This is a genomic window from Fibrobacter sp. UWB12 (genome assembly GCF_900142485.1).
In the GTDB taxonomy this organism is placed as follows: Bacteria; Fibrobacterota; Fibrobacteria; order Fibrobacterales; family Fibrobacteraceae; genus Fibrobacter.
This window is the reverse complement of record NZ_FRAZ01000001.1, coordinates 255,755-274,369: the sequence shown is the minus strand read 5'-3', so window position 1 is coordinate 274,369 and position 18,615 is coordinate 255,755. Positions and strand designations below refer to the sequence as shown.

General features: G+C 47.3%; 6 protein-coding genes. 5 read left to right on the top strand and 1 reads right to left on the bottom strand.

Annotated elements, in window-relative coordinates; all coding sequences use genetic code 11:
• Positions 1-353 precede the first annotated feature (353 nt).
• Positions 354-1,991, bottom strand: coding sequence for a fumarate hydratase (locus BUA34_RS01085; protein ID WP_072826902.1), 1,638 nt, complete (start codon positions 1,989-1,991; stop codon positions 354-356).
• Positions 1,992-2,436: 445 nt separating this feature from the next.
• Between BUA34_RS01085 and BUA34_RS01080 the strand changes: the two genes are divergently transcribed.
• From BUA34_RS01080 to BUA34_RS01060, 5 genes are all read left to right on the top strand, one after another.
• Positions 2,437-3,165, top strand: coding sequence for a hypothetical protein (locus BUA34_RS01080; RefSeq protein ID WP_072826901.1), 729 nt, complete (start codon positions 2,437-2,439; stop codon positions 3,163-3,165).
• 297 nt (positions 3,166-3,462) lie between these two features.
• Positions 3,463-9,867, top strand: coding sequence for a glycoside hydrolase family 9 protein (locus BUA34_RS01075; RefSeq protein ID WP_072826900.1), 6,405 nt, complete (start codon positions 3,463-3,465; stop codon positions 9,865-9,867).
• Between the two features lie 228 nt (positions 9,868-10,095).
• Positions 10,096-15,834 carry a glycoside hydrolase family 9 protein gene (locus BUA34_RS01070; protein WP_254794263.1) on the top strand — a complete coding sequence of 1,913 codons (5,739 nt, stop codon included), beginning with the start codon at positions 10,096-10,098 and terminating at the stop codon, positions 15,832-15,834.
• Between the two features lie 108 nt (positions 15,835-15,942).
• On the top strand, positions 15,943-18,234 hold the full coding sequence (locus BUA34_RS01065; protein WP_072826898.1) for an ATP-binding protein: 2,292 nt from the start codon (positions 15,943-15,945) through the stop codon (positions 18,232-18,234).
• Positions 18,234-18,608 (top strand): response regulator, encoded by a 375-nt coding sequence (locus tag BUA34_RS01060; protein WP_072826897.1) that lies wholly within the window; start codon positions 18,234-18,236, stop codon positions 18,606-18,608. The genes BUA34_RS01065 and BUA34_RS01060 overlap by 1 nt, the downstream gene beginning before the upstream one ends.
• The last annotated feature ends 7 nt before the right edge of the window (positions 18,609-18,615 follow it).

Genomic DNA, 18,615 nt, shown 5'->3' with positions numbered 1-18,615 from the left:
AACTTCATTATTTTATACACAACATTTCATTTATCATCATTTTTTCCACATCATCTTTTTAGCTTATCATAAAACATACAAGTCATTAAAAAGTCATTAAATAAACTTCTTATATATACAAAAGCGCCCCGCAAGCTCAAACTTGCGGGGCGTTTCTGTTTAGATTCTTCGTCTCTGCCCTACGGGCTTCGCTCAGGATGACAAACGTGTTAGATCAATCCTTCGAAGAAGTTGTTGCCCCAATGAGACTCCGTATTTGGCTATCGCATTAAAGAACTTACGACGTCAAATACTCCGCGCTTCTACGGCTCGTCAAAACGAGCCGCATCCGCTTGGCACAAGGGCAACATCTTTTAAATCAGTCCTTCGAAGAAGTTGTTGCCCTTGTCATCCACGAGGATGAATGCGGGGAAATCCTTGATGGTGATCTTGCGGATGGCTTCCATGCCGAGTTCCGGGAAGGCCACGATATCGTTGGACAGAATGTTCTGTTCGGCGAGGATGGCTGCCGGACCGCCGATAGAGCCGAGGAAGAATCCACCGTACTTCTTGCAAGCGTCGGTCACGTCCTGGCTGCGGTTGCCCTTAGCGACCATGATCATCGAAGCTCCCTTGCTCTGGAAGCGCATCACGTACGGGTCCATACGGTTAGCCGTCGTCGGGCCGAAGCTACCCGTCGGCATGCCTGCCGGGGTCTTGGCCGGACCGGCGTAGTAAATCGGGTGGTCAGAAACAACCTTGAGCACGGTCTTTTCTTCGTCCGTGAGTTCTTCACCGCGTTCCTGCTTGTCGAAGATTTCGGCAATCTTGGCGTGTGCCATGTCGCGGGCCACAATCATCGTGCCCTTGAGGCTGAGGCGCGTCTTCACCGGATACTTGGTGAGGTCGGCGAGCACTTCCTTCATCGGACGGTCAAGGTCAATTTCGATAGCCGGAGCGAGGTTCACGGCGTTGCCTGCCGGAATGTAGTTTTCCGGATGGTGTTCCATCTTTTCGAGCCAGAGACCGTTTTCGTCAATCTTTGCCTTGATGTTACGGTCGGCAGAGCAGCTCACGCCGATAGAAACCGGGCAGCTTGCAGCATGACGCGGAGCGCGGATCACGCGAACATCGTGTACGAGGTACTTACCACCGAACTGGGCGCCAATGCCCGTCTTCTGGCAAATGTGGAGAACCTTTTCTTCCATTTCGAGGTCGCGGAAAATACGACCGCCTTCAGAACCGCTCGTCGGAATATCGTCGAGGTAGCCGCAGCTAGCAAGCTTCACCATGTGCGTGTTCATTTCGGCAGAGGTACCGCCGATCACGATAGCGAGGTGATACGGAGGGCAAGCGGCTGTACCGAGAGTCTTCACCTTTTCGGCAAGGAACTTTTCCAAGGACTTCGGGTTGAGGAGCGCCTTGGTCATCGGCCAGTAGTAAGTCTTGTTGGCAGAGCCACCGCCCTTGGCGACGAAGAGAAACTTCATTTCGGCACCTTCTTCGGCGTGGATGTCGATCTGGGCCGGGAGGTTGCAACCCGTGTTCTTTTCTTCATACATTGTGAGCGGAGCAATCTGGCTGTAGCGAAGGTTCTTGGTAGTGTAGGCGTTGTATACACCTTCAGAGATCGCTTCGGCATCGTCAAAGCCAGTCCAGACCTGCTGGCCCTTGTGGGCAACGCAAATAGCAGTACCGGTGTCCTGGCAGAACGGGAGGATGCCCTTGGCGGCAACGCAGGCGTTCTTGAGCATGGTGAGGGCGACAAACTTGTCGTTATCCGAAGCTTCCGGGTCCTGGAGAATCTTGGCGACCTTGGCCGTGTGAGCCGGACGGAGGCAGAATTCAACTTCTTCGAAAGCAGCCTGAGCAATCTTCGTCAAAGCTTCCTTAGAAACCTTGAGAATCTTCTTGCCTTCGAATTCGGCGACGGAAACGCCATCTTTACCGAGATTTACGTATTCGGTAGTATCTTCACCGTGCTGGACGGTAGCTTCGTATTTGAATGCCATAGTAGTTTGGGCGCCAGAGGCGCAGTTGATAGTTAAAGGACAGGTCCACAGTCATTGGTCAATAGTCATTAGTTTTATTTAGGCGCCAAAGGCGCAATTATATCTAATAACCAATGACCAACTACTAAAAACCATATTTCGTTACTTTCGGCTGTAAAAATAATTCTTTCCACCGAATGTTACAAGTACTTTTGCAATAGACTGCAGAACTTAGTTACTAAGAGCCTTCGGCATTGTTACTAGTTAATAGAGAACCCTATTTTAAGATATTCTCGTAACTCAAAACTTGGGACTAGTAACTCATCTTATCCCTCGATTTCGACCATTCATCCCCCTTTTTCACATATTTTTTGAACTTTTTTACTTTTTTTATGACCAAAATCACATAAGATGTATTATTTTTGATAACGAAACAAAAAACTCATTTTTATAAGAGGATTGAATAATGAAAAAGATTCTGCTCGCCACGATGATTTCGGCAGCTATGGTTTTTGCAGCTCCGGCAGCAAAAACGGTTAGTAAGGCCGCCACAGCAAAGAAGGCTGTTGCCGCCAAGGTAGAAAAAGCAGCCGAAGCACCGGCCGCCGCAGAAGCAAAGGCAGCAGAAGCCACCGCCGCTGCTCAGACGCAGGCTGCAGCAGCTACTACTGCAGCACAGGCTCAAGCTACTGAAGCAACTGCTACTGCAACCCAAGCTGCCGAGAACACCGCAAACGCAGCTCAGGCTCAGGCAACTGCAACTGCTGACGCTGCACAAGCACAGGCCGCTGCAGCACAAGCTCAGGCAACCGCAGTAGTTGATTCCGCAAAAGCTCAGGCAACTGACGCAGCAGCAGCAACGCAAGCTCAAGTCGCAGCAACCGCAGACTCCGCTAAGGCTCAGGCACAAGCTGTCGTAGACACCACTAAGGCTCAGGCCGCTGAAGCAACAGAAGTTCTCGAAGCTAAGGCAGCCGAAGCTCCTGTAGACTCCGCCGCTCTCGCCAAGGCCGAAGAAGAAAAGAAGGCCGCCGAAGCAGAAGCTCAGGCAAAGGCTGAAGAAGAACAGAAGAAAGTCGAAAACGAAACCAGCGGCACCGCAAAGTCTGCAGTCATGGACAATCCGTGGGAATTCATCGCCGTTTCCGCAGCATTCATTGCTTCTGTCCTCGTTATCATCTTCACTGGGGACTAATAAGCGATTCTAAAAACGCTTTACCAAGTTTAAAGACCGCCCTAAAGGACGGTCTTTTTTTGAACAATTTAACTTTTGTAAACTTTTCAAAACACGGGAGTTTTGAAAAAAAGGGACCTAAAAAGTCTATATACTACACCCCAAGAAAAAAACGCAAAAATGGAGTATAATTTGAGAACAAAAAAACATTTATCCCAAAACTTTTTTTCATAAATAATCTATTTTATCTTTTGAGAGATTATAGCTAGAGGGCAAGACTTGTTTTGCCCGCTTTTTTGGTTATACAAAGGAGACAAAGTGAGTATTAAGAAGTTTCTGTTTGCATTGTGCGCAGCCACGACCGTAATGGCTGAAGATCCAACTCCTTATGAATTGCTTCGCCCCGTATTCCCATTAACATGGGATAGTACGGTATTTAAGGATTTCGACACCACTGTTACGAGAAAGCACAACGTTCTGCCGAAAAAACTAACTCCTAAAGAATATGCGCCGAACGCGATGATTCCCGATACGCTTGAACAAGCGTACTTGGACGCCATGAACGTCAAGATTTCCCCGATTCGTGTTAACCAAGCGGGTTATTTGGAAAGCGACCCCGAGCGTCAGTTCTATTACGTCGGTAACGAGACCACCTTTGAAGTTGTCGATATCGACGGAAAATCATTTGTACCAGCATTCACAGGAACACTCAAGCCTACAGGCAGCACCACATCATCTGATTGGACAATTGTTGCCGGTACAAACGCAGCAACAGCAGACCAAAAGCGTTATCAAGTTACCACATCCGGCCCTTCCGGAAAACTCATGTACGGTAACATTCCTCAGAACGTGCCTACCGAAACCCGTCTCCGTATCAAGGTTGGCAACAATATTTCGAGTACATTCATCGTCTCTGAAAAAGTTTACTCCATGGTAAAAGATGCTGCGCTCAAGTTCTACGGCATCAACCGCAGCGGTTTTTCCGAATCATGGTTCCGCAATCGCCTAAAGAGCCATACGAAAGATGGCGGTGGTCTAGTTATAGATGGTCCATTAGATGCTGGTCGAGGATATTACGATGCATCCATGGCAGGAACTCTCGAAGGCGGTTACTACGACTGCGGCGACCACTTGAAGGAATCACAAACCCAGATGTATGCCTTCATGGTTATGGCTTTGATGGCCGCAACCAATCCAGATGTTGACGAAGACCATTACGCATTTAACCAAAGTATCACCTCCACCACAGATGCTATCCCGGACATGCTCCGCGAAGCTAAACACGGAGCCGACTTTGTACTCCGTTCTTTCAAACGAGCAAAAGGCGTTGTTGACGACATGGCCCTCTCTATCGGTAACTACGGAACAGACCATGGCTGGTGGGGCCTCCCTGAAAACCAAGACTTTTTGCCTGTAGATACGTCTACAATTGCAAGGGACCGCGGTGGTCCAGCTTCAAGGCCGGTCCGTCTCGCAGAAATCGGTGCTAACGTTGGTGGCGAAACAGCAGCAGCACTCGCTTTTGTCGGCAAGATGTATAAGGACTATTTCCCCGAATACAAGAATTTTGCAGATAGCTGCATCATGGTTGCCGAAAAGATGTACGATTTCGCCAAGGCTTTGGCACAAGGCAAAAACACCTATGATGGCGGAAAACAAATTGTTCACAACAAACAATTCGCTATTTCGTCTCCGGCATATAACGGAAATAACGAATTTGTAGATGACATGGCACTTGCATCCGTAGGCCTTCTCTACGCTACCGGCAAAAAACAATATGCCGACGACATGATTCGAAACAAGAACATGTTCAATGAGCAAGTTATTTCCCAGAATGGAGGTCCAGTATTCTTCGAAGGTGGTTGGTTTGTCACGGAAAACCAGGGATTCCTCAAGAATACAAAGAACACAAGCTGGGCAAACTCCTATGCCTATGCTCTTTACGCCCTCTATAAGTTAATTCTTGCAGACAAGACTAAAGCAACGACTGAATACGGCCTTACAGAAACTGAATGGCTAAACGCCGTCGAAGACTGCATTGCCAACATGATTGTAAACCTTGGCGATATGCGCTATGACGAAGGTGTTACAGAGACATTCCAATTCCCGAACGTCCCCAACATTTGGAAAAGCAGCTCTGTTACTTACGACAAGATTTGGTACACGATGCACACGGACCAGACCTGGATTTACAACCGTTACCGCGCGGGCGACATTTTTGAAGTTCTTGCCTACGCCGAAGTCGCAGCAGATATCGAAAAGAAAGGCATAGCACTCCCTGCTATGGGCACCCCAAACTGGAAAGCTGCCGAAGCAAAACAATTCGGAATCAACCAATTGAACTACTTGCTAGGCGTGAACCCATGGGATATTTCCTTTATCATGGGCGTTGGCGATAAGAACGATGCCCACCCACACCATCGTGCAGCCAACCCCGAAGGTAAAAACGTTCCCGGAGCAAACTACGTCTATAAAGTTCCTGTCGGAGCCCTTTATGGCGCAGTACCTCCGAACCAGCACATGAATGGCTCTGGAGGAAATGCCGGCGGAGGAACCCTTTCTTGGGAAAATTATCAAATGTCCGAAGTCTGTATTGATGCAGCAGCAACGCTTGTCAGTACGGTTAGTCTTGCATCACAAAAAATCGACAAGACCGCTGCTCCAGACATTGACGTTGAAATCCGCCATGTGAGCTTGGATTCAGCCATCGTGACCGTAAAACTGACCCAACGCGGAACAGCTACAATTTCTTACGGCACAACCGAAGGCCAGTACAATCTGACGGCAACAGACGGAACCGCAGGCGTTCAGCATAATATCGTTCTCCGTGACTTGCAACCAGGTACTACCTACTATTTCTATGTCACAGGAGCTAACGCATACAAGCCTGAAAATACAAAGACCAAGTTCCGCGTCGATAGCACCCAGACTCCATATAGCTTCATGACGCTCCCCAATCTCGAAGACGCAAACATCGTGAATGTCACGGTTTGTAACGTCACTGCCGACAGTGCCGAAATCATGTGGTACACCCCCAACGGCGAATACGAATCCAAAGTTTACTGGGATACCATACCGCACTCTACGGCTGCAGAATTTGCATACAACACCGGAGCCGGTAACGCCGACGTTTCCGGCATTCCGACACAATTCCACTATGTGAAAATTGGCGGTCTTAAAGAAAGCACGACCTACTACTTCATGGTCGAAAGTAACGGAATCATTGTAAACCTCAACGACAAGGGCGAACTTCTTAAATTCAAGACTCCTGTAACCTGGTACGACTTTAGTGTTCGTGGCTACCAATACATTTTCTCCGACATGGACTTCTTGAACCTGAACATTTACAACAACGAAGCAAGACCATTCGACAGCTTGACGCTCCGCCTTTACTTCACTGCATTGCCAGAAGAAGTTGACAGATGCGCAACCTTGATCGACTCCGATATCTGCTTTGCATACGATGAAGGTGGTTTTAGCGTTCCGTGCGAAAACGACCGCGAACTCAGAGACTTGATGAGAGCCGCGTTGCCAGTCCGTCTCGACGACACTTATGACCCGGCTACCGGTAAATATTCTTACTACTTCCCGGCCCAGCTCGGTTCTACCGTTATCAAGTCCCAGTCCCGCCTCCGCGTAGACTTCGGCTTCTCTTACGGTATTTCGAACGATGGTTACAAGACTTGCGAAACATTACGTCAACCCGGCAAGAAACGCTTTAGCAAGAACTCTGGCGACTGGTCTTGGCGCCCGCATAGTTACTTGGAAGATGGCGCCGATTACGAAGGCATGCCTGTATATGCCAAAGATTACGGCGATATTGACGTCAATGTTCCTATAGATCCTTATATTGCCGTTTATCGTAAAGACCAGTTCATCTGGGGTATCAGCCCGTCCAAGAAGGAAATGGAAACCAAGAGGGCTAACTACAGAATGGACCTCAAGTTAGACGCTCCGTTCAACCTTTCCAACGGTTCCCATATCGATATGGACCAGCCGAGCAGCATCGTCCACGTCAAGGGTCGAGTCAAAATTACCGAAGGCGGCTATGTGACAAAGATTTGGGCAAATGGTGTTAAAGTCACCGGCGAAGTCTTTGCGGAAGGAACTGATAGATGGATTCTGAACGAAGCCGGAACAGATGTCGTCGCAAAATACGATATTCCGACTGACGAATGGGTTCTCGATATTCCTGTGAAGATGACGATCGGCAGCAACAAGGTCGACGTGACTATCTTTGCAGGCCCAGATCCAACATGCGATGCTTGCACTGAAAATGGCGGTTGCGCATTCGAGAACAGAACATTCTATGTGGAATTCTCTAAGGGCGATGCAACAGCATCCATCTTGGTTCTCAAAGATGCAACAACAGGCACTCCGGTCATAAGCCCTGCTGCACCTGAAGGAACTACATTCATTATCGATTTGAAGGACGAAGACAAGAAGAAGACCAACCCCCAGACTCTCGAAGTTCAAGTCCTGAACAACAAGAAGAACGACATTCTCAAGGTGACCTTGACGGCTGACCCGGCAACACCGGGACACTATGTCAGCGCTCCGATTACCGCAATCAGCCACAGCAAGGAAACAAGGAACCAGACTTCTGAAATATCCTTCTTCGCAGGCGATACAATCGTGGTCACCTATATAGACCCGAACGACGAAGAAGATATCTCTAAGTATTCCTTCTTTGCTGAATCCAAGATCCCGTCGCCGCAAGTCGCTCTCGCCGAAGACAGCAATTGCGACAACAAGGCAGACCAGCTGAGAATCAAGTTCACGAACAAGCTTACTGAAGGCTACACACTCGACAGTATCCGCTACTTTATCGAAGGTATGGCAGATACAGTCAAGCTCCCGCTTGTTGCAGCCAACTATGCCGAAATGAACGAAATACTCATCGCAATCGACACAAGCCTTATCCAGACCAATGCTAATCCGACAGGCAAGATTACGACTTACATTACCGACAAGGGAACCGCAAACGCAGAATCCATCAAGATTTCTGATGGCATCCTCCCCACTCTCGTAAGCGTATCTATCCTCGAAAAAGCAGACAACAGCGATCTCGACACCGTCATGATTGCATTCTCCGAACCAGTCATCCTCTCGTCTGTAAACGAATGGCCGCTCGTTATCGCTGGTACGGTCGGAGTTCCGACAGTTGTCGGAGCAGCTTCAACGACAAACAACGGCAAGACCTGGCAGCTGGTTATCAGCGGCAATGTCAACAATACACTCGTTCCGGTCGGAGCTTTGGCTAGCGCAAGAACCGCAGGCGGATTCACGATTACCGACCAGAACTTCAACCAAATTAATCCGCTGGGTTGCAACCCGAGCGTGCCTGTAACGCTCATTTCTCGCCCAGTCCCGATTTACTATGCAGAAATGGTTGACAAGGAAGGCGATGGCGTTCCGGACTTGGTCCACATCATATTCGAAAGAAAGCTCAAAAACAAGGATGTATTCGACAGTATCGTGACGATTTGGGGCAACCCGGGCATCACCCGCAGCTTCGTTACTACAGCAGATACATCTACCGGCGTAATCGTTCCGAAGGAAGCTTACTGGACCATCCGCGACTCTGTTTCGGCACCGTTCCAAGTCCAAGTCGATTCCGTCACGGTAAAGGATTCTGTCAACACCTATAGCATTATCGATATCACCATTCCGGCAACGCACGCTTATCCATACGGCTCTACAAGCGGTGACAAGGACGGAAATGGAACAATTTCGCCGATGAAGGGCGTTGCAAACGGATTCTTCGAAACAAACTTCACATTGTACGACAAATGCGCTCCGGTTATTTCTTCTGCAAGAATGATCAATAACGGAATACTCAACGTCAACATGTCTGAACCGCTCAACATGCTCGCATCGGGCAAATATATCCAGCGTGAACGTGACGAATACATTCCGTCTGAAAATCCGCAGGGTTCCGGCAGATCCTACATTTTCACCTATAACGAAAAGGATAACGTATTCCACGCCGGAGACCGCGTACGCCTTGTTCCGCAGACACTTGGTTCGGCTTATATCGACAAGAACAACAACGTGCCGACAATAGATAACCCCTACGTGCGCATCACCGGTGATGACAATGTTCGCTTTACGGTAACGCTAAAGGAACCTGTCGCTACACCGAAGGTTGGTGCTAACATCGGCCGTCCGGAACAAACGCAGAACGATGCATTTGTAACATCAGCAGTAATCAACGGCAAGCGTAACTTTATTAGTAGCAACGGGACATTCCTTGGTCAAGTGGATGACGCCGCTTACGTTAGCTCGGGTCCGAGTTTCGAAATTGAAGTCGTGATGCCTTCCGCAAGTTTCATAACACACGAAGGCTTAGCGATGTACGATTTCCACCTGAAGATTGTCACGGATCTCTACGATAACATTGGGCAGTATATCAACACTTACACGCTCGATATTCCGAAAGAAAACTTCGCAACGATCAGAAGCTTTACCGATAATGGAACCCTCAAGCTCAACGTCGAATGGGCCGCTAAAGACAACGAAGCACCAGTCGCCAAGAAGGGGCACAAGATCGGAACCGGCGCTTACATCGCTAAGTTTGACTTCACTGCAGAACCGTTCTGCGCAGCCAAATTCGATGAAGCCAACAACGATTACAAGGCCAAGTGTTCTGAAATCGGAGCTAAAGTCGGTAGAGTAACCAGCAACAAAACAAAGACCCTCGGCTTTAAGAGAAAGAAATAACAAAACAACAGCCCCAGGATTTAACAGTCCTGGCGGCTCTTTATTTTTAGAACAAAAGATAAACGTATGAAAAAACTTATTAGTGCAATTTTCTTATTATCCTTATTCTGCATAGAGCATTCTCTGGCAGCAAATACTCATAGTCTACCGAATCTCGACAGGACCTGCAAAACTTGCACGCGTATACACAACGATTCGGTAAACGTCTTTAACAGGCGTCCCATCCGCTTGAACCAAAGCGGATTCAAGCCCGAACATTACAAGTATGCCTATGTTGCAGACCCTACAGAAAAGACGTTCAAAGTCATTGACGCCAACAGTGGAAAAGAAGTTCCCGGTGGAGGAAACCTCACCCTCATAGGAACTGTTACCAAGCCAGGTATAACAGTTAGAGTATCCTTCAACTCCCTCCAAGACTTAATGAGACTTGGGGACACAACTTCGACGGGAACAGAAACTCTCTACCGCGCTGATTTCACAACGCTATCAACAGTGGGTGAATACTTCATCGTTGTGGGTAAAGATACCTCGGCAACATTCCATATCAGCCCCTATATTTACAACTCCATTCTTGAAAAATCGTTGATGTTCTTTGGAATTCAACGTTGCGGTAATACCGATTCGCACTTCCACGGAGCCTGCCACTTGAAGGATGGTTCAAAAATAAATCATGACCTTACCGGTGGTTGGCATGACTGTGGTGACCATTTTAAAGTCGCCGAAACCGTCGGTTATGCAGCTTACGTGCTTTCAATGGTTTACCTCACCTACCCTGACAAGGCTGAAGACCGTTTCGGTCATTCATATGCAGACACAATTCGAGATGGCATTCCGGACATTCTCTATGAAGCTAAAATCGGTGCCGATTATATCATGAAACTTTACGATGCCTCTGTTGCCGAAGGACTTATTGAAAAAGGCGATATGTACCATACCGTGGGTATGAGCGATTGGGATCACAGCTTCTGGGATGTGCCCGAACACCAAGATATGCAACCTTATAACAAAGGAGGTCCAGACCGACTTGTTCTCAAAGGTATCGGAACTAACGTTGCCGGCATTTACACAGCCACCTTGGCAAACGTTGCCGCCGGGTTTAAATGGATCAATCCTTCTTACTCTGAAAGACTATTAGATGCAGCAAAAACAATTTATGCAAAAATTGTGAAGCCGACATACTTAAAATACACAGAATCATATGAAGGTCCAGACAAATGCGCTAAAAGAGGCAAGGCAACTTTATACGAGTATAACGAAGATGGCATAACCTTTAACGGTAAAGGATACTATAGCGGTATGGGACTTTGCGAAGACGATGCTGCAGCGGCAGCCGTGTCGCTTTGGTATGCTACCGGAGATACCACATATTCGTATGACTTGTATAAAAATCCGGACATGAACCAAAATGGGCATGCAAAATTTGACTTGGCATTTTTCCCTAAAGGGATTCTTGCTATGGACCAGGGCTTCAACAACTCTTGGGCAACGGACTACCAGAATCTATTCGCCTATGTTCTGTTCGCCATGCAAAAGTTGATCTTGAATGATCCCGAATACGAAACAAAATTCGGACTTTCACAATTGGAAAGAGATTCCCTTTCGATGCGCGTGATGGCTGCGTTCCGCAAACAAGTCGAGACCAACTCCACGGGTGATTCCGTTGCAGTTCTTTATCCGGGTTCCGGCAATGCAGAACCTCGCGAAGGCACATCCAAGCTCAAAGTGCAACCTCCCTACAACTTGGTGTGGACCAGCTTTGACTGGGGCGTGATGCGCTACAACATGGGTTCTGCAGTGGCTGTATTCCTTTTGTATGAACTTACAAAAGACGAACGCTACTTGAAAGTCGCTTTGGACAACATGTATTACGTACTGGGCGCCAACCCCTGGGATATTTCACTTTTGCTCGGTGCAGGCGACAAGAACCCGCAACACCCGCATAACCGTTCCGCAAACCCCGATGGTTACAATGCAGGTGGCGGCATTCCTTACGATTACAAGTGCCCCATCGGCGCATTGATGGGTGGACGCGCTCCGAATTTACCATTGATTGAAGACTGGGAAAAATACACATCGACAGAAACCTGTATCGACTTCTCGGCTCAGTTCCTGTTCCCGGCACAAAGCCTTGCAGAACAACTCCCGCCCGATAACGACGGTCCTGTTTTCAGCGACATCGTTGGTATCCCCACATCGGATTCTACAGCAATTATCAGCTGGAAGACCGACGAACTCGCACTCGTAACCGTTTCCTATGATGTAACAACAAATGCCAATACCGCAAAATCCATACAGCTCACCGAAGCGGTCAAAGAAGGCTCCGTAACGCTCACTGGTCTAACTCCGGGCCAAACGTATTACTTCTTCCTTGAAGGCGTTGACCCTCATGGAAACATCACCACAGATGATAACCATGGTTATTGGTACAAATTCACCATGACATCGACAACAACACAAATCAAGGGTGTTACCATTTGCCAGGTGGATAACCGCAGCGCTAAAATTTACTGGTGGAGCACGGACCGTCTAGACGGCATGGTCCATTTCGGCAAAACAAAAGGATCCTATACTGAAAAAGTAGTCGCAAATGGCGGTGTAGCGCTTTTCCACGAAGCAGTCCTTACCGGACTTGAAGCCGGCACGACATACTACTTTACCGTATCCTCCGGAGCAACGACTTCCGAAGAATATTCTTTCACAACCGAGCAATACGCAACAACAGTCAACATGGATATCAACGTCAAGCCTCTCAACAAGGATGGATGTAGAAACACTTCCGACTGGACAAAATGCAATACGTTCCTCGTCATCGTCCGAAACAAAGACTCGGTGGAATACAACGATCTTGATTTAAGATTCTATTTCCCCGTAGCAGTCCAAGGATCAAGCAACAACAAGTCCATTTGGGATGGTTCCGGATATTCCGTTGGCATGCCTATCATAGAATTCGGCACTCCTGTAGCCTATAATGTAACATCAATGAAGGACTCCGTAGAAAAAGGCTATTATATGCCAGTCCACATCGAGGGAAAACTTGCTGTATCTGGTAGCTACTTCTTTGAACTTATTATAAACCCCACATACGGAAGCCTCAAAAACAGTTGGTCCTTTAGGCCCCATACCGCAGCAGATGATCCTGAATACTTCGAAGGTATCAATTTGGAGCGAGGACCGCTATATAAAGAAGAATCCAACTCCAACATGTATGTAGAAATCATTGATGGTGTAGGTGAAAAAGCTTTCAGAAAAACTGCATACGTCACAGCATACTACCACGGCACATACATTTACGGCTACGGTCCGGATTACACACCGGATAAAGGCCCTCAAGTTGACCGTTCAATCGAAACAACGTTCTCAAGCCCGTTCATAAGCCCAATTCACTCCGTCGAAAAAGTGGATCCGGTAACAACCTATTCGGCCACAAGCACGATTACTCCGAACGGATTCCTCGATGCCGTTGAAAAGAACAGCGATCCCTATTCATTTGAATATCTAAATCCCAAGCGTACGGACGCCATTTCCTTCGGCACAATCGATACAACGCTTGCCTACGGCAACAACTACATTGAATGGGTCACCTGGCACAACAGAAACGCCAACCAGAAGACCGAAAACAAGTATGATTGCGCCTGCGCTGTTGTACGTACGAACGTCGAAATCGACAGTATCACCAAGCCGCTCGAAAAGCGTTACCTCGTATTCGACAAGCCAACCATTACCGGTTATAAGGACAAGTTCGTCGAAGTCCAGATTTCGCTCCTCGATAGCAATCTGGACGTTATCACGGAAGAAAAGAGCTTGAACATCGATCTCATTACAGCAGACCCGAATGTTCGCTTCTACACCGACCCGACGGCAACCATCCCGGTAACGACAGTTACGCTCTACGATGGCGTCGCAACAATTTACGTCAGTTCCGATGTAGCCGTGAAAACGACGATTTCTGCTACACACGGCAATACGGCAGATTACGCCTATACACCGGCTAACGCCGAACTCACCATCGAAGAACTTCCGCCTTGGCCGATTATCGATGTCGCAAAGATTGTGGACTTGAACTGCGACCATATTCCTGACGCCATGGATATCACGCTGTCCTCGGAATACGCAGAAAATCAGTCTTTCGCTTCTATTTCGTTCACCTACGGTAACGAAACCATCGTATCAAACAAGGTGAAGTCTTTGACAGGCAAGTCTCTCATTGTTGAGATTTCTGTCCCGCAAGAAATCGTGACAAACGCAACAGGAAAGATTACGCTCGAAAGCACAATCCAAGGTGCATCAAAGATCGTCGATGACATCTACTCCGATGGAATTTCGCCGGCACTGCTCTCTGCAACAATCCTCGAACGTCAGGATACTTCGACAACCGATCACCTTTACTTGCAATTCAGCGAACCGATTTCTGCTCCGGGTACAAAATTCCCGCTCGTCCTTTATAGCGCAGATGCAATCACCCCGGTTGCGATTCCAACAGTTGTCTCAGCTAAGCTCTATAACGAAGCCAAGAACATTTGGGATTTCGAACTCGCCTATGATGCCGGAAACGGATCTATGGTAACTGCCGGCATGTGGGGTCAGCTCGATGTAACAGGAACAATCACCGACTTGAACGGCAACGGAGTTGCTGGCATCTGCACACCGGAAAAGGTTCAAATCCTCCTGAAGATTTTGCCGATTCCGATGACATACGCCGTTATCACAGACAAGTTCCAGAACGGTTATGCAAGCCATGTCGATGTTACATTCCAAAAGCCGCTCGACGAAAAGCATACGCCAGAAAAGTTGGAAATCATCTTTGGTATGGCAAAGCCCGAAACACTCACGGTTGAAAAGAGCAAGTTCGTATTCATCGGAGAAAATCTCTCCATTGACCTTGAAAAGCCATTCCAGTTCGGTAATACCGCTGGCAATTACGAAGGCACCCTCCCAGGAGGAAAGGTCCTTACGAACGCAGGTCTTGTGACACAGTACCTCGGAACAGGTGCTGCCGCCGAAACGAATACGGTTCTTGCCGAAGATAAGGTTGGTCCGGTCTTTGTTTCTGCAACAATCAACCAGACAGCAACCACCGACATCTTAAGCATTGTCGCAAGTGAACCGCTTGTCATTGCCGACGAAACACAGCAATTCTACAGACATAAACGTGCAGAAAAGCAGTCCAATGCGTTCAGCACCAGTTTCACGAACTGGAACTTTATGCAGTATAACGCTGGTATCACGCTCATCTACACAGGTGACCTTGCCGGCACTGTGATGGAAGGCGACTACGTCAGAATGGGTTCCATGATGACAAGTACCTTCAAGGATGCAAACGGCAACTATCCTGAATTTGAAGTACCTTGGATCCTTGTCAACGGTAAGGGAACTCCGGTCATCAAATACGATGTCAAGCTGCGCGAAATCGTCAATGATGCAAACTCCAGCAACCGCTCGAAGGTTGATGTAGCCGAAACAATGCGCTTCTATATCAAGAATCCGACAACGAGCAAGTTCGACCTCATTCAGAACGGCAAGATTACGCTTGCAGGAATCGACTCTGCCGACATCGGCGGCGCCATCTTCGACGTGAAACTCACCGTACCGCGCGGAGCCTCTTATGGTGAAGAATGTGCTTGGGACAATCTCCTCGTCAGGTTCAATATTCCTATTTACTCGAACCTCGGAAGCTTTGTCAACCGATTCCACAACTCCTTCAATGTTGATCCGAAGCAATATCTTTCTGCCAACAACATGGTTGAATTTGCTATCGAATGGGCAAACAAGGGGCCGTCGGGTATCCGCACCAAGGAAGACAGGGCTGTGGGTACAGGCGCATACATTTACAAGGCTGAGATTGATGCAACATTCTCGCCGAACATGAACAACCCCGAAGTAAAGAGCAATGCCAAAACCATCAGCAACTTCTCGACAAAATCTTCGTTCGAGCAGAGAAAGACTTTTGGCATAAAGAGAACAAAGTAAAACAAAACAAGTGATTGGGAAAATATGCAAGAGAGTCTATTTACAAACTCACCCTACGTCATTGCACTATCTGTTATAGCGTTAATTGTCGTATGCTATTTTCCCATCATGCTTGGACAAAAAACGTCCGTCAAGCAGCTTCCGCAATCCATTCACCAACTGGTGATTATCAGCATCTTTTGGCAGGCGAGCAACTTGATTGGCGATATTTTCTTTAGCGGTGCAGACTTTGTCGCAGGAACAAAAGCTTACACGGCAAGGCAACTTGTTTTTGGCGCCGCAGCTCTTGGCTGGATTCAATTAGGAAATGCGGTACAGCATACTGCAGAAATAAGCCTCAAGATCAAACGAAAGAACGGTTGGAAGCTCATGAACATTATCGGAGCTGCCGCCGTTATCATTTCGACTTATCTATTCATTAACAACAACTCGTTTATTCCAAGCCTAAACTTTTTTGGATACAGGCCCTTTGCTGAAAGACCTGTATTCAGTTTTTATTCTTTGTTATTCTGCATTTTTGTACTCCCGAACATTATCATCACAGCATACGTTTTTCTTCGCAATATCGTGCAATCTAGCGATACGACACTTCCCCATCAAGTCAGTATCTACATGCTTGCATCGTTCGTATTTTTCGTAACGCTTGCTGCTCTCTTTGATTTTGTCATTCCCATTTCTACGAAATTCAACAATTACGATCAGTTCCTCAAATGGTCGCAGTTTATCTCGGTATTCCTTGCGATTCTTTCGGGACAATACTTCACATCGGTTTCGTTTAAAAACAAAAGCGCTTCTTGGTTTTTAGACAAACTAAGAGAAAAAATGGTCGATGGACTTTTATACTACAATTACAAGGGCGAAATTCAACTTGCAAACCCGGCTGCATTAAACATTTTGCACACGACGCAAGAAGCGTTGCACAATAAAAAAGTATCATCGATTTTCCCGCAAATTACAGACCCTTCAAGAGAATCGACTTACAACAAAATAAGAGTCAAGATTGATAACGAAGACCATATCTTTAACGTCTCCATTTTTGAGATTCGCCAATCACTGACAACAAACTACAACGTAGCCTTTTTTAGCGATGTTTCGAATACGTTGCATTATCAGCAAATTATCAAGAACCGCGATGAGCAGTTTAAGGAATACCAGCTCGACCAAATTCGCTATCAGGAACGTTTGAACATTTGGAAAAAGAAAGTCGATGAAAGTAAATACTTCCTGGATACGCTTATCAGTACACTACCCTTCCGTTTTTGGTCCAAGAACGAGCAAGGCGTGTTCATGACGCAAAACCAGACCGACATCAAGAGTCGCGGAAACTTATTGCAAACATCAGAACCCGACAATAGAATCTTGCCGGAAGAACTTCTTGCGCGAAACGAAGGCGAACCGCAGAGTTTTATTTCTTACGAGCGAATCAAAAAGCCTACTGGAAATTTGGAAGACGAAGATACTGTCGAAATTTTGAAGCAAGATGAATACAATATGGAAGTGCGCAAAGGGCAAGCCAAGGATATCATGATTTTCGAAAACATGTTTATCCCGATTATCGCGCCGCGCAAGCCGTATAAAATCATCGGCATCAAAATTGACATTACCAATGAAAAGCGACTCGAAAAAGAACGTGACATGTTGCAAGAACAAAAGCACATCCATTCGAGACTCGAAGAATTGGGAACCATCTGCGGTGGCTTTGCTCACGACTATAACAACATCCTGGGCTCGCAAATCGGGTTCTGCGATCTTGCACTCGAAGTTCTCGACAAAGACAACCAGGCATACATGTTCATTCAAGAAGCGCGAAAGGCCGCTACACGCGGTAAGGAATCGCTCGAAGAACTTTTGAACACCATCCGTGGAAAGACATCCGAAAAGGACAAACTCACAGAATTTGCACCATACATGATTATCGAAGATGTGGTGAAGAAACTCTGGATTACCCTCCCTCCGAACGTGAAGGTAAAGGCAGACGATATAGACAAGAACATCCGCATTGTCGGAAACGTGTCGGCACTCGACCGCATTATCAGCAACCTTGCGAACAACGCCATCTTTGCCATGAAGGAAAATGGCGGAACGCTCACAATTGCTTTAAAGCGTGAAGTGCTCACGGAGCCTCTCATTACGCCATACGCACCACAAATTGATGCGGGCACTTATGCGAAAATAATCGTCGAGGACACAGGCACTGGTATGGATACAGCCACCCTCGAACGAATCTTTTCACCGTTCTTTACGACCAAGGCGCCGGGCGAAGGCCTCGGTTTAGGCCTGTCTTCGGCATTAAGACTGCTAAAAGAAGGCAATGCAGGCTATACAGTACAAACAACCTTGGGCGAAGGAACTATTTTTAATCTATATTGGTCTATAAGAAACGAGAAAATGGAGGCTTAATGTCTACAATACTCATCATTGACGATGACGCTCAGCTCAACCTCATGTTGAAGTCTGCCCTGGAATTGAAAGGTTACACTGTCGATACTGCTTGCAACGGTAAGAAGGCTAAGTCGCTTTATCAGAAGAATACCTACGATGTAATTATCACCGACATCATTATGCCGGAAGGTGACGGATTTGAAGTAGTTCTTGATCTTCGCCGCATGGGCATGAGTGACCGTACGATCGCTATTAGCGGTGGTGGACGTACTTCTGCCGAAGACTACCTTGCAACGGCACAGCATTTCGATGTTGCCGCAATTTTCAGCAAGCCGCTGGATCTCCAGCTGCTCCGCAACAAAGTTGACGAGATAATCAAAGCTCATTCGTAATAGCATA